The organism is Flavobacterium beibuense F44-8, from assembly GCF_000769915.1.
Classification (GTDB): domain Bacteria; phylum Bacteroidota; class Bacteroidia; order Flavobacteriales; family Flavobacteriaceae; genus Flavobacterium; species Flavobacterium beibuense.
In genome coordinates, this window is sequence record NZ_JRLV01000017.1 from 24348 (window position 1) to 38588 (window position 14241).

Sequence of the window (14241 nt, forward strand, 5' to 3'; positions counted from 1 at the left end):
TACCCTAAATCAGTGATTTTTCAATAAAAATGAAATTAACGTCTTTTTTTGAAGAATTCTTTCATCAAAACCGAACATTCTTCAGCCATAACTCCGGTTACCACCTGTGTTTTGGGGTGTAGTTTTGCCCCCATTACCTTATACCCCCTGTGGGTATCATCGGCACCATATACCACTTTTGATATTTGGCTCCAGTACAACGCCCCGGCACACATCTGGCAGGGTTCGAGCGTTACATACAATGTACATCCTGTAAGATATTTACCGCCTAAAAAATTTGCTGCCGATGTTATGGCCTGCATTTCGGCATGTGCTGTTACATCTGTAAGCAATTCGGTAAGATTGTGAGTTCTGGCAATAACCCTGTTATCCACCACTATAACAGCACCTACCGGTATTTCGCCCTTATCAAAAGCTTCATGCGCCTCGTTAAGTGCTTTTTTCATAAAATACTCGTCGGTAAAAATATCTTCTGTCATCAGGGCTGCCTAATTGTTTTGTATTGCCATTCAAAAATAGGAAACTATATTGTAAATTTGTCCTTTCAAAACCTATAATGTCAGGCAATTTACTCTCACATATCCAAACCCCCTCAGATTTAAGAAAACTGACCCCCGAACAGCTACCTGAGCTGGCACAGGAATTACGTGATTTTATTATTGATGTGGTTTCGGTTAAAGAAGGTCACCTTGGTGCAAGCCTTGGTGTGGTAGAACTTACCATTGCATTACATTATATTTTTAATACACCTGAAGATTTACTGGTATGGGACGTAGGACATCAGGCATACGGACACAAAATACTTACCGGACGCAGGGATAATTTTGACACCAACAGGCAGTTTGGTGGTATTAGTGGATTCCCGAAAAGAAGCGAAAGCGAATATGATACCTTTGGGGTAGGTCACTCCTCCACCTCCATATCGGCGGCACTGGGTATGGCTATTGCCTCGCAACTTAAAGATGACACCGATAAAAACCATATAGCCGTGATTGGCGATGCTTCCATTGCATCGGGCATGGCATTTGAAGGACTTAATCATGCCGGGGTAACCGATGCCAACCTACTGGTTATACTAAACGACAATGCCATAGGCATAGACCCGAGCGTAGGAGCATTAAAACACTACCTTACACAGGTTAAGGAAGGAAAGAACCCGCGCCTGAACAATATGATAAAATCCCTGAATTTTGACTATTCAGGACCTATAGACGGGCACGACCTGCCAGCACTTACCAAAGAGCTGCAACGCCTTAAAAACAAAAAAGGACCTCGTTTCCTTCATATTATAACTACAAAAGGCAAAGGCCTTAAAAAAGCCGAAGAGGATCAGGTGAAATACCATGCTCCGGGAAAATTTGACAAGGTTACAGGAGAAATCCTAAAGGTTACCGATGAAAACCTACCTCCTAAATATCAGGATGTGTTCGGGCTTACCCTTACCGAACTGGCAGAGAAAAACGGAAAGATAATAGGCATTACCCCCGCTATGCCATCGGGTAGTTCCATGAAGTTTATGATGGAAGCTTTCCCAAAAAGGGCTATTGATGTAGGCATTGCCGAACAACATGCTGTAACGCTTGCCGCCGGTATGGCCACACAGGGCATGACGGTGTACTGCAACATTTATTCTACTTTCCTGCAAAGGGCATATGACCAGGTAATACACGATGTGGCACTGCAAAACCTACCGGTAATTTTTTGCCTGGACAGGGCAGGATTAGTTGGGGAAGACGGGGCAACCCACCACGGGGTTTTCGACATCGCCTACCTTAACTGCATCCCTAACCTTGATATTTTTGCTCCGCTTAACGAAAAAGAATTACGCAATATACTTTACACAGCACAACTTGGCATAGAGCGACCTATAGCCATTCGTTACCCGCGTGGCCGTGGTGAAAGCACAAACTGGCAATTACCTTTTGAAAGTATTCCTTTCGGCAAAGCAAAACAACTGCAACAAGGCAGTGAAGTAGTTATAGTATCTACAGGAGCTATAGGTAACAATGTAACTAAAGCACTTGGAGAAATAAACAATTCAGCTTTGTTTTCACACTATCACTTTGGTTATATAAAGCCAATAGATGAAGGAGCATTACACAAAATATTTTCTGCATATAAAACGGTTATTACCATAGAAGACGGCACAATAATTGGAGGATTTGGAAGCATTGTGTCCGATTTTGCTGCCAAACATAATTATTGTAATAAAATTATTACATTAGGCGTTCCGGATGAATTTATTGAACATGGAAGTATAAACCGTTTACAACAATACTGCGGCATTGACGTTAAAAGCTTAAAAGATATTTTTTCAGCTTATTAAAAATACCGACTTTTGCATCGCATCTATTTAATACACCGATTAGTAAAATGAGAATAAAAGCCTTTCTTGCATTATTATTTATTATTATAAGCACCAAAGCATTTTCACAAGTTATCATAACCACGACTTTACCCGACAGCATAAGTCATTGGGAAAACTCCAATAAAGTAGGACTGGACATTAATCAGGTAGCTTTTATCAACTGGAGTGTAGGTGGTAACAATGCTATTTCGGGGGTTATTAAAGGTGAATTTGACCGAAACTACACTAAGAAAAATGTAAACTGGGCAAATGAGCTTATACTTCGTTATGGCCTGAACAGCCAGGAAGGGCAGGAAGTGCGTAAAACAGAAGATAAAATTCAGTTAACCTCTACTTTTGGCTATAGGAAAGATACTATTTCCAACTGGTATTACAGCGCCAAGTTTAATTTTAACACACAGTTTGCTAACGGTTATGCCTATCCTAATACCGACGATGAAATATCCGGCCCGTTTTCACCCGCCTATATATTTCTTGGTATTGGTTCTGAATACAAACGAAAAGATTTGGGGCTTACCGTGTACATGTCGCCACTTACTAACAAAACAACTTTAGTACTCAACCAAACCCTTGCCAACAAAGGAGCTTTTGGTGTGGACAAAGCAATTTATGACGAGTTAGGCAACCTTATAAAATCTGGTAAAAACTCACGTACCGAAGTAGGTACACTTGTAACAGCTCAGCTAAAAAGGCAGATATTTAAAAACATCATGATGGATCAGCGTATATCCCTTTATTCTGATTACATTAATAAATTCGGAAATATCGATGTTGACTGGCAGCTTCAGCTGGACATGACCGTAAATGAATATGTAAAAGCCAATATAGGCACACAGCTTATTTATGATAACGACATAAAATCTACCAAAGAGGTAGAGGGCGAAGTAGTAACCGCAGGACCAAAAATACAGCTAAAGCAAATGCTTGGCGTCGGCCTTAGCTATACTTTTTAAATCACTTTTAGGCTTTTGTATTTCCGGTAATGGTATTATATAACAACAATGCCTTACCGTCTGTTAATGTAGATACAAAGTGGCATATATGAAGCAGCCTGTCATACAGGTTCATTTTATCTGTAATGAACCTTTCAGGCAGCATTTTTAAAACCAACTTATCATAGTTGCTTTCCGTGCCGTCAAACTTATTGTTATAGGCTGTACAGAAGGTATCCAGCAGTGTATTAATAATACGATAGCCAATTATTTCCTTCTCTACCACCTCACGGCTCTGATAAATGTTTTTAATACTAAGATCAATGATATCCTTCATTTGTGCTGTGTACTTACCCTGATCGGTTAAAGCATAAGGATATTCGCCCTTAAGTATTTTCTCCTCATTTTCTATAAATACATTAACAGCATCATTAATCAGGCTGCTAATCGCCAAGGCACGCAGATAACTTATCCTGTCTTCTTTAGTCACGAGCGTATTGTATTTAGCCACATCAATACTGCCTTTTACCAGTTTGATAAGATACTCCAGTGCAAATTCTTCAGGTATAAGTCCAAGGTTAATACCGTCTTCAAAATCAATAATGGTATAACAAATATCATCGGCGGCCTCTACAAGGTAAGCAAGCGGATGGCGCTCAAAACCTATATCATTCCCTGTTTTATTCGGGATAAGTCCAAGCTCTTTTGCTACATCCTGAAAAAAGTCTTTATCGGTTTGAAAGAAACCATATTTCTTATCGGCTATATTAGCTGTAGGTTTTTTAGGCAGCGACTCCTTTGGGTACTTCATAAATGCTCCCAGCGTAGCGTAGGAAATACGCAGTCCGCCCTCAATACCCGGTCTTGAAGCCGAAAGCAGGTTAAAACCATTTGCATTACCTTCAAAATCTATCAGGTCCTGCCATTCCTTATCGGTAAGGTCACTTTTATATTGCTGACCCTTACCGGTTTTAAAATACTCTCCTATTGCTTTTTCACCCGAGTGTCCAAACGGAGGGTTACCTATATCGTGAGCCAGTGCAGCAGCAGCCACAATTGCCCCAAAATCATTCATTTGGTAACCGTGTGTATCCTGAAGATACGGATGTTTTTCGATAATTTTTTTACCTACAAGCCTTCCCAAAGAACGCCCCACAACCGAAACCTCAAGACTATGGGTAAGCCTAGTGTGCACAAAATCGGTTTTGGAAAGCGGTATAACCTGTGTTTTATCCTGCAGGCTCCTAAAAGCCGATGAGAATATTATACGGTCATAATCTACCTCAAAACCCAAACGGGTATCATCCTGCTCCCTGCGGAGGCGCTTGCTTGTATCACCCTGCCTTTTAAGCGACAGTAACTGTTCCCACTGCATCATTGTAGCCATAACTAATGAGGGATTGCCCCTTATTTTTTATTATTAAACAAAAAGAAATCCTTCGACTTTTTAGGATACTTGTCGTAGCTCTTATCGCTTGGATTCTCAATAACCGACCTGATATTTACTTTATCACCCAGTTTAAATTCGGCAGTTACACGTTTATAATCTAACAGATACTCTCCACAAAAAAAGTTCCCTTCTTCGTCTTTCTCAATGATTCCGGTATAAATATCCTTTTTGTCTTTTGACATATGTTTTAGTTTAAAATTATATTTAACCAAATAAGGAGCATTACTGCTCCTTACCTGATTTGTTATTTATGTTTTACCATCAATTACGATCCGCACATTTCACAATCGTCCGGTTCAGCATTACGGGAACGTTCAATCATTGCCTGAAACTCTGTAACCGACATTGCTTCTGACTCGCCCGAAGCATTAGCTACAGCTGCAACAGGTTCTGCTTTTTTCTCGTTATTAAGGGTAAACTTAATAGCATCAACAGCACTCTTAGTTCTTAAGTAGTACATACCTGTTTTAAGTCCGCTCTTCCATGCATAGAAGTGCATTGATGTAAGCTTTGAAAACGTTGCATTTTCCATAAACAGGTTAAGTGACTGCGACTGGTCAATAAAGTAACCTCTTTGGCGGGACATATCAATGATGTCTTTCATACTCATTTCCCAAACCGTTTTATAAAGGTCTTTTATATCCTGAGGAATAATGTCAATATGCTGGATAGAACCGTTAGCCCTCATAAGCTCCTGCTTAAGTTCTTCGTTCCATATACCCAGTTTCACAAGGTCTTCAAGAAGGTGTTTGTTTACTACGATAAACTCACCCGAAAGTACCCTTCTGGTATAAATGTTAGAAGTGTAAGGTTCAAATGCTTCGTTGTTTCCTAATATCTGAGAAGTTGAAGCTGTAGGCATTGGTGCCATTAACAGTGAGTTTCTCACACCGTGCTCCATAACTTCTTTTCTTAAAGAAGCCCAGTCCCAACGACCGCTTAGTTCTTCATCTTTTAAGCCCCAAAGGTTGTACTGGAACTCACCCTGAGAAATTGGAGAACCTTCAAAAGTTGAGTATGGTCCTTCTTCTTTCGCCATTTCCATAGAAGCAGTTACCGCTGCAAAGTAAATGGTTTCAAAAATCTCCTGGTTTGCTTTCTTAGCCTCATCACTTGTAAACGGCATACGCATCATGATGAAAGCATCTGCAAGCCCCTGTACACCCAGTCCTACCGGACGGTGGCGCATGTTAGAGTTTTCTGCCTCAGGTACCGGGTAGTAGTTCCTGTCAATTACCTTGTTAAGGTTACGCGTTACACGTTTAGTTACATCATACAGGTAATCGTGGTTAAATTTACCGTCTTCCACAAACATTGGTAATGATATAGAAGCAAGGTTACAAACCGCAACCTCATCGGCAGCAGTGTACTCCATAATCTCTGTACAAAGGTTTGAAGAACGGATAGTACCCAGGTTTTTCTGGTTTGACTTTCTGTTAGCCGCATCTTTGTAAAGCATGTATGGCGTACCTGTCTCAATTTGAGATTCAAGTATTTTTTCCCAAAGCTCACGCGCTTTGATTGTTTTTCTTCCTTTACCGGCAGCTTCGTATGATTCGTACATTTTCTCAAACTCTTCACCATACACATCATAAAGTCCTGGGCATTCATTAGGACACATTAACGTCCATTTAGCATCTTCCTCAACACGTTTCATGAAAAGGTCAGACGTCCACATGGCATAGAATAAATCCCTTGCACGCATCTCTTCCTTACCATGATTCTTTTTAAGATCAAGGAAGTCAAAAATATCAGCATGCCATGTTTCAATATATACAGCAAAGCTACCTTTACGCTTACCACCACCCTGATCTACATAACGGGCAGTGTCGTTAAACACGCGAAGCATAGGTACAATACCGTTTGAAGTACCGTTTGTACCACGAATGTAGGAACCTGTAGCTCTTACATTGTGAATAGAAAGACCAATACCTCCTGCAGACTGCGATATCTTAGCAGTTTGCTTTAATGTATCATAAATACCGTCAATACTGTCATCACGCATGGTTAACAGGAAGCATGAAGACATTTGCGGTTTTGGTGTACCAGAGTTAAATAATGTAGGAGTTGCATGCGTAAAGAACTTTTTAGACATAAGTTCATACGTCTCAATAGCTGCCTCGATATCATCTATATGAATACCAATAGACACCCTCATAAGCATGTGTTGCGGTCTCTCTACAATCTTACCGTTTATTTTAAGCAGGTAAGAACGCTCAAGGGTTTTAAACCCAAAATAATCGTAGTTAAAATCCCTGTTATAAATAATGGTTGAATCTAAAACCTCAGCATTTGCCATGATTACCTCATAAACCTCGTCTGACAGAAGTGGGGAAGCCTGACCGGTTCTTGGGTTAACATAGTTATACATATCGTGCATCGTTTCCGAGAACGACTTTTTGGTGTTTTTATGCAGGTTAGACACTGCAATACGCGCTGCTAGCTGAGCATAATCAGGATGCGTGGTGGTCATCGAAGCAGCAGTTTCAGCTGCCAGGTTATCCAGTTCAGATGTGTTTACACCATCATATAAACCTTCGATAACACGCATAGCTACCTTTACCGGATCGACTAATTCATTAAGCTCGTAGCATAATATCCTTATTCTGTCCGTGATCTTGTCAAACATTACCGGCTCTCTGCGGCCATCTCTTTTTACTACATACATAAGGCAACAATTTAGGGGTTAATAAACTGAGCGTACCCGACGCCCGTTTCAGTTAGTTGGGGTATATTTTTATTAAAAGTCAGCGTCAAAACTAATTTTCTGAGAATCGGTATCTTTATTAATTACACCGGCTTTCTGATATTCAGAAACCCTTTTCTCAAAGAAGTTCGTTTTACCCTGAAGTGAAATCATGTCCATAAAATCAAACGGATTACCTGAGTTGAATTGTTTTTCACAACCAAGCTCTACTAAAAGCCTGTCGGTAACAAACTCAAGATATTGCGTCATTAAGGTAGCGTTCATCCCGATAAGACTTACAGGAAGTGACTCGGTAATAAACTCTCTCTCTATAGTTAACGCATCTATAATGATTTCTTTAATTCTTTCTTTAGAAACCTTGTTTACAAGGTGATTATTGTGCAGGTGAACCGCAAAGTCACAGTGCACACCTTCGTCTCTCGAGATAAGCTCGTTAGAGAAAGTTAATCCCGGCATTAAACCACGTTTTTTAAGCCAGAAGATAGAACAGAACGCCCCTGAGAAGAAAATACCCTCTACAGCAGCAAACGCAATAAGTCTTTCTGCAAACGAATCAGACTCTATCCATTTAAGCGCCCACTCTGCTTTTTTCTTAATAGCAGGGAATACTTCAATGGCGTGAAAAAGTTGATTTTTCTCTGCATCATCCTTTACATAGGTATCAATAAGAAGAGAATAGGTTTCACTGTGAATATTTTCCATCATGATTTGGAAACCGTAGAAAAACTTCGCTTCTGCATACTGAACCTCGTTGACAAAGTTTTCAGCAAGATTTTCGTTAACAATACCATCAGAAGCCGCAAAGAATGCTAATATGTGCTTTATAAAGTATTTTTCATCATCATTAAGCTTAGTATTCCAATCGGTAAGATCCTGATGTAAATCAATCTCTTCTGCCGTCCAGAAACTAGCCTCCATTTTCTTGTACCAATCCCAAATATCGTGGTGCTTTATCGGAAAAATTACAAATCGATTCTTGTTTTCTTGTAAAATTGGTTCTACTGCAGACATATCTTTTTGACTTTTATGGTATTATAAAAATGATTTTTTTGGTAAAGCGGTAATACAAAGATTGGCATTTGTATCAATAAATGAAAGGCAAACTTATTCACAATCGGGGATAGTTTTTAACAACCCCAATTTTAACAGACAATAAAAAACACATTCGCAATGTATTGATTGCGAACATATTGCATAAAAATAAATTTACGGATTATTTTACGGTTTTCCCGCAATTGACGGGGGTTTTTAAAGCATTTTAACGCCTTCTTGGAGATGGGTCATCCTTTAAATCCTCTGCCACCTTTTCAAGTTCGGCATACCAATCGGCACCAAACCTTCTTACCAGTGCTTCTTTTACAAATTTGTAAACCGGAACCTCAAGCTCCTTACCTAAAGCACAGGCCGGATTACATATATCCCAGCGGTCGTAGTTAACTGCCGCAAACTCTGTAAAATCTTTTACACGAACAGGGTATAAATGACATGAAACCGGTTTTTTCCAGCTTACAATCCCTTCGTTGTATGCCTGCTCAATACCGCAAAGTGCAGTATCACCGTCAAAAATAACGTAGGCACAATCTTTATTATCTATAAGTGGGGTTTCCAGGTCACCGTCAGTACCGGTTACACACACCCCCTGAGCCTCTATAGCTTCAACACCTTCTTTTCTTAAAAAAGGCTTAACCTTCGGATAAATTTCCTCCAGTATCTTTGTTTCCTCTTCACTTAATGGAGCACCTGCATCTCCGTCTACACAACAAGCTCCCTTGCATGCCGTTAAATTGCACACAAATTCTTTTTCTAAAATGTCCTCAGACACTATTGTTTTACCCAGTTGAAACATGCCGCAAAGATAGTCAAAGTTTAGCTGTGTTAATCACCCAAAACGGCACTTGAAAAATTTTAACTATATATCTCTATATTATTAATACTTTTGTTAATTCTTAAAAACAAACGAAAATGGGATTTGACTGGAAAGAAATCTTCACCATAAGCATGGTGCTTTTTGCGGTTATAGACATTATAGGCAGTGTGCCTATTATAGTAGACCTTCGTAATAAAGTAGGACACATACAGTCGGAAAAAGCCGCCCTGGTTGCTGCCATAATAATGATTGCCTTTCTTTTTGTGGGAGAAGAAATTCTTAAACTTATAGGTATAGATGCCAGCTCGTTTGCCGTAGCCGGTTCGTTTGTACTGTTCTTCCTGGCGCTGGAAATGATATTAGGTATTCGCCTTTACAAGGAAGATAACCCCAATACAGCTTCTATTGTACCTATTGCTTTCCCCCTAATTGCCGGAGCAGGTACTATGACCACTATATTGTCCCTGCGAGCAGAATATGAAAAAATAAACATCATTATAGCCATCGTTATCAATATACTGGTAGTATATATAGTACTAAAAGCCTCTGCCAAAATAGAAAGGCTTTTGGGAGAGAACGGGCTTAGTGTTATCCGTAAGATTTTTGGAGTGATACTTTTAGCGATAGCTGTTAAATTATTTGCCGCTAATGTTAAAGGATTATTCGCTTAGTTATATATTTATTACATTCACAACCTAAGTTTTAATTAAATCAGGTTGTAACTATTTAAGATTTAATAGAATGAAAATTTTAATTTACACACTACTGGCAATTGCAGTTGCCATAATTATATTTAACATCACCTTACTTGATTTCAATAATCTTCTTGAAGGCAACAGTCTTATAGCCCTAATTGGGATTGTAGCATCGCTATGCGCCGTTTGCATCCTTCTTATATTTAAGATGGCTAAAAGTATTGAAGAAAAAACAAGATAAGGAAAAAGCATGTTTGACGTTTTAATTATTGGCGGAGGGGTATCCGGGGTATCCTGTGCACTTATATTGGGCTCTGCCCTAAACAAGCCTTATGCACAGAGCAAAAAAATAGGAATATTTACACACCAGAAAGCATCAGCATTACAGGATGCATTATTCAACAACGCTTACGGAATACCACAGGGAAAACTAGGTAAGGACATCATGGAAGAAAGCCTTGAACACCTGCATAACGCCTACCCTGATGTAGAGCAAATTGAAAAAGAAAAGGTTATTAAAGTGGAAGGCGAAGCCGGAAACTTTACAGTTACTACAAACAAAAATACCTATAACACAAAAATTATAGTGGTTGCAATAGGGTCGGCTAATACTTTTGCTATTGAAGGCCTTACGGAATATGTTATACCACATAAAAAAGCGATGCCTGAAAAGAACAGGATACAGCTTAAAAACGATGATCATTTAGTAACCGAAGGCATTTATGCAGCGGGAACTCTTGCCGGATGGAGAAGCCAGCTTTCCATCGCTGCCGGAAGTGGCGCATCTGTAGGTACAGATATCCTTACATTATGGAATAACGGAATCCCGTCGCAGCATCACGACAGCACACGGGTAAAATAATAACAGGTAATTTCAACAGATTAAAAGCCGTATGGCCGGGAATTATTTTTTCTCATCAGCCAGTACGGCTTTTATCATATTATCTTCCCTCAATACCATTTTATAATAGGCTGTATCGTTTACCAGCTGCTTTACAAATTCTGCAGCGATATAAAACTTAACTCTATGTTTGTGCTTAGCTAAATCAAATATCAGTCCGTTATCAGACAGGTATTTTGCAAAGTCGGCATAATACTTATCGGTATTCAAAACCTTATCGGCAACTTCTTTCTCATTAAGACTTTCAAACTCTTTCCTCTGTTTGTCCAGTTCTTCAAAAACAAAGTAACTTACAAAGCCCGACTGCATTATCATACTCACTCCCTCATCACCATGTTTACCTTCCATAGGCACAAACAAATCAGGAATTATACCTCCTCCTCCATAAACAGTACGACCTTTAAGGGTTTTATATTTTAAAGTATCAGCTATTTTAATACTATCGGCAGCATAAAGCTCTCCACTTTCATAACGCTTAGAAAAATCATTAAAATACTCATCACCCCCGTGCGCATAACTACGCTGTATAGATCTGCCTGACGGAGTATAATAACGGGCAACAGTTAATCGTACTGCCGAACCGTCCCCTAAAGGCATTTCACGCTGTACAAGCCCTTTACCAAACGACCGGCGACCTACAATAGTCCCCCTGTCGTTATCCTGAATAGCTCCTGCTAATATTTCACTTGCCGATGCACTGTTTTCGTTTATAAGCAAATACAATTTACCTTTTTCAAAATCTCCCTTATCGGTAGAATAGGTAATATCTTCTCGATCCCTTTTGTTTTTTGTTTTTACTATTACCAAATCATCCTGCAAAAGATCATCGGCTATATCAACCGCCATTTCAAGATAGCCACCGCCGTTATCCCTTAAGTCAATCATAAGCGACTCTGCCCCCTGACTCTTTAAATCAAGTAGCGCCTTATGGAACTCCTCATAAGTAGTTTCGGCAAAACGGTTAATTTTTATGTAGCCGGTTTTATTGTCCAATAATACTGCCGCATCCACACTTTTTATGGGTATTATATCCCTAACCACATTTACTTTAAACTGCTTACCTTCTGTTTTTCGATAAACAGTAAGTTCTATAGACGAACCTTCCTCTCCCTTAAGTTTAGAGAAAAGGCTATCGTTAGGCAGTTTTCTGCCGTAAAGCTGATCGTTACCTGCAAACAATATACGGTCTCCAGCCTTTATACCCGCCTTATCAGACGGCCCCTGAGGCACCGGCTTAATAATGGCAACAGAGTCTTTATACATATAGAAGTTAACCCCTATACCCACAAAATCCCCTTTCATACTTTGGGCTACCTGCCTCATGTCTTCTTTGGCAATATAAACCGAATGCGGATCCAGTTTTTCCAGTATGTTATTTACGGTAAGATCTACAATAGAGTCGGTATTCACATTATCCACATAGTCGCTCTCAATAAAATCCATAAGTCTGTTAAGCTTATTTTTATGGGAGCTTTTGGAAATGAACGTTTGGTTTCCGGAGAATACATTAAAAAAATTACCCATAATCACTCCGGCCGCCAGGGCTACTGAAATTATGATAGGCAGGTAAATTTTATTCACCTGATTGTTTTTCGGTCTGTTATCTCCGTTTTCCATATTACTCTGTATCTAAATCCTCTACATGCACCACTTCAACGCCCGCCCTCATTAAAAAGTCGATACCCGAATTATCTTTATAACTGCTTTGGTATACCACTCTTTTAATGCCCGACTGATGTATTAGTTTACTACAGTCCTTACAGGGAGACATGGTTATGTAAAGCGTAGCTCCCTCACACGACTGTGTGGAACGTGCTACTTTTAATATTGCATTTGCTTCGGCATGCAGTACATACCATTTTGTTAGGCCTTCGTTATCTTCACAGCAGTTCTCAAAGCCCGATGGGGTACCATTGTATCCGTCAGATATTATCATTCTGTCTTTTACAATAATTGCACCTACTTTTTTCCTTACGCAATAAGACAGCTGTCCCCATTCTCTGGCTATCCTTAGATAAGCCTTATCGTATTTATTCAGTTTTTTATCCTTCATTATCAAAGCCTACAGTCAAATTTAAGCTTTTTCACTTAATTTATTATGCTAATTATTTACCAGATACGGTTATGAATTATCATAGGAACCACTACCCCCGCCACAAACGAGCAGGTAACCAGTATCCAGTCCCTAAGGGTAAAGCGTAAAAAGGTTTGTACCGCCCACGACAGTAATAGCACGATAAGCACTATAATTACCTGCGCCACCTCTATACCCAATGCAAATTCCATTAACGGAACCAATTTGTCTCCACTGTTGTTTGCTACAAGCATTTTGAAATAGCTTGAAAAACCCAAACCGTGTATTATGCCAAAAAACAGGGTGGTAAAGGCAAGGAAGTTCACATTGTCTTTTTTACCCGATTTATTAGCCCTAAAAATATTATAAACCGCTGTTATAAAAATAGTGACCGGGATAAGAAATTCCACCAAACTTGATTTTACCGATATAATATCATACACGGCAAGTATAAGCGACATACTGTGCCCTATGGTAAACAACGTTACCAGCAATAACACGTTTTTCCAGTCCTTAAAAACATAAGGAACGGTTAAGGCCACAATAAAAAGTACGTGGTCATAAGCATTGATATCCAGCACATGGTAAAGCCCCTGCTGAAAGTATAATTGAAATTCCGACATAATATAGATTCAGTATTTGCAAGCTGTAAACTTACATCAATTTTTACAAAATACCTTACTGAAAAAACGCGATTAAGACATAATATTGTCAAAAACTTTTAAAAAATTACTCACGACATAAAATATAGAATTATATTTGCCGAAAATTTATAACATATAGAAATTATGTCTATTTCAGATTTATTTGATAGCGGCTTTAAGAACAGAAACAAAGGACACTTTTCGGCTATTGTAAGAGTAGCAATGGAAAACGGTCACGTGAGTTCTGAAGAAAAAGCGTTTCTTGACAAACTTGCCAAACAACTTGAAATTTCGGAAGAGGAATATCTTGAGATAATGGCAAACCCGTTAAAATATCCTATTAACCCTCCATACCTACACGTACACAGGCTGGAGCGTTTATACGACCTGTCAAGAATGGTATATGCTGATCACATACTGGGACCAAAACAAAAAGAGATTCTTACCCGTTTTGCTCTTGCCTTGGGCTTTACTCCAGGAAACGTAAAATACATTGTAGACAAAGCCCTTTCGCTTTTAGTATTAAATGTAGATCTTGACACTTTCCTTTACGAAATGCAACACATGAATAAATAATAAAAAAAGCCCCGATATCGGGGCTTT

At 39.2% G+C, this 14241-nt stretch carries 15 protein-coding genes; 6 read left to right on the top strand and 9 right to left on the bottom strand.

The annotated features are described in order from the left end of the window. Nucleotides 1–35: 35 nt before the first annotated feature. Nucleotides 36–479, bottom strand: a complete 444-nt coding sequence (locus Q763_RS13435) for a nucleoside deaminase (RefSeq protein WP_035135180.1) — start codon at nucleotides 477–479, stop codon at nucleotides 36–38. A 77-nt stretch (nucleotides 480–556) separates the two neighbouring features. Between Q763_RS13435 and Q763_RS13440 the strand changes: the two genes are divergently transcribed. Together Q763_RS13440 and Q763_RS13445 are read left to right on the top strand one after the other, a co-directional pair. After that, nucleotides 557–2326, top strand: coding sequence for a 1-deoxy-D-xylulose-5-phosphate synthase (locus Q763_RS13440; RefSeq protein WP_035135182.1), 1770 nt, complete (start codon nucleotides 557–559; stop codon nucleotides 2324–2326). Nucleotides 2327–2373: 47 nt separating this feature from the next. Further along, a complete protein-coding gene (locus Q763_RS13445; protein WP_035135184.1) occupies nucleotides 2374–3321 on the top strand; it encodes a DUF3078 domain-containing protein in 948 nt (315 codons plus the stop codon). Between the two features lie 7 nt (nucleotides 3322–3328). Here Q763_RS13445 and Q763_RS13450 read toward each other — a convergent pair whose 3' ends face one another. From Q763_RS13450 to Q763_RS13470, 5 genes are all read right to left on the bottom strand, one after another. After that, complete coding sequence (locus tag Q763_RS13450; RefSeq protein ID WP_035135215.1) at nucleotides 3329–4675, bottom strand: deoxyguanosinetriphosphate triphosphohydrolase; 1347 nt, start codon at nucleotides 4673–4675, stop codon at nucleotides 3329–3331. A gap of 32 nt (nucleotides 4676–4707) precedes the next feature. Then, nucleotides 4708–4932: a hypothetical protein gene (locus Q763_RS13455; RefSeq protein ID WP_035135186.1), complete on the bottom strand. Its 225-nt coding sequence runs from the start codon at nucleotides 4930–4932 to the stop codon at nucleotides 4708–4710. 83 nt (nucleotides 4933–5015) lie between these two features. Next, on the bottom strand, nucleotides 5016–7418 hold the full coding sequence (locus tag Q763_RS13460) for a ribonucleoside-diphosphate reductase subunit alpha (protein WP_035135189.1): 2403 nt from the start codon (nucleotides 7416–7418) through the stop codon (nucleotides 5016–5018). Between the two features lie 72 nt (nucleotides 7419–7490). Next, nucleotides 7491–8468 (bottom strand): ribonucleotide-diphosphate reductase subunit beta, encoded by a 978-nt coding sequence (locus tag Q763_RS13465; protein ID WP_035135191.1) that lies wholly within the window; start codon nucleotides 8466–8468, stop codon nucleotides 7491–7493. A 247-nt stretch (nucleotides 8469–8715) separates the two neighbouring features. Then, nucleotides 8716–9303, bottom strand: a complete 588-nt coding sequence (locus Q763_RS13470; protein ID WP_035135193.1) for a DUF3109 family protein — start codon at nucleotides 9301–9303, stop codon at nucleotides 8716–8718. A 116-nt stretch (nucleotides 9304–9419) separates the two neighbouring features. Here Q763_RS13470 and Q763_RS13475 point away from each other — a divergent pair, with 116 nt between their 5' ends. From Q763_RS13475 to Q763_RS13485, 3 genes are all read left to right on the top strand, one after another. Next, nucleotides 9420–9995, top strand: coding sequence for a MarC family protein (locus tag Q763_RS13475; RefSeq protein ID WP_035135195.1), 576 nt, complete (start codon nucleotides 9420–9422; stop codon nucleotides 9993–9995). Between the two features lie 70 nt (nucleotides 9996–10065). Beyond that, the gene (locus Q763_RS13480) at nucleotides 10066–10260 is read left to right on the top strand and encodes a hypothetical protein (RefSeq protein WP_035135196.1); all 195 of its coding nucleotides are present in this window, start codon (nucleotides 10066–10068) and stop codon (nucleotides 10258–10260) included. 9 nt (nucleotides 10261–10269) lie between these two features. Continuing rightward, nucleotides 10270–10881 carry an FAD-dependent oxidoreductase gene (locus tag Q763_RS13485; protein WP_035135199.1) on the top strand — a complete coding sequence of 204 codons (612 nt, stop codon included), beginning with the start codon at nucleotides 10270–10272 and terminating at the stop codon, nucleotides 10879–10881. A 42-nt stretch (nucleotides 10882–10923) separates the two neighbouring features. Here Q763_RS13485 and Q763_RS13490 read toward each other — a convergent pair whose 3' ends face one another. The 3 genes from Q763_RS13490 to Q763_RS13500 are packed head-to-tail and all read right to left on the bottom strand — an operon-like array spanning nucleotide 10924 to nucleotide 13617. Then, nucleotides 10924–12537, bottom strand: coding sequence for a S41 family peptidase (locus tag Q763_RS13490; RefSeq protein WP_084596075.1), 1614 nt, complete (start codon nucleotides 12535–12537; stop codon nucleotides 10924–10926). Nucleotide 12538: 1 nt separating this feature from the next. Beyond that, the gene (locus Q763_RS13495; protein WP_035135201.1) at nucleotides 12539–12973 is read right to left on the bottom strand and encodes a deoxycytidylate deaminase; all 435 of its coding nucleotides are present in this window, start codon (nucleotides 12971–12973) and stop codon (nucleotides 12539–12541) included. A gap of 56 nt (nucleotides 12974–13029) precedes the next feature. Beyond that, the gene (locus Q763_RS13500; RefSeq protein WP_035135203.1) at nucleotides 13030–13617 is read right to left on the bottom strand and encodes a HupE/UreJ family protein; all 588 of its coding nucleotides are present in this window, start codon (nucleotides 13615–13617) and stop codon (nucleotides 13030–13032) included. 165 nt (nucleotides 13618–13782) lie between these two features. Between Q763_RS13500 and Q763_RS13505 the strand changes: the two genes are divergently transcribed. Next, nucleotides 13783–14214 carry a tellurite resistance TerB family protein gene (locus Q763_RS13505; protein ID WP_035135207.1) on the top strand — a complete coding sequence of 144 codons (432 nt, stop codon included), beginning with the start codon at nucleotides 13783–13785 and terminating at the stop codon, nucleotides 14212–14214. Nucleotides 14215–14241 lie beyond the last annotated feature (27 nt).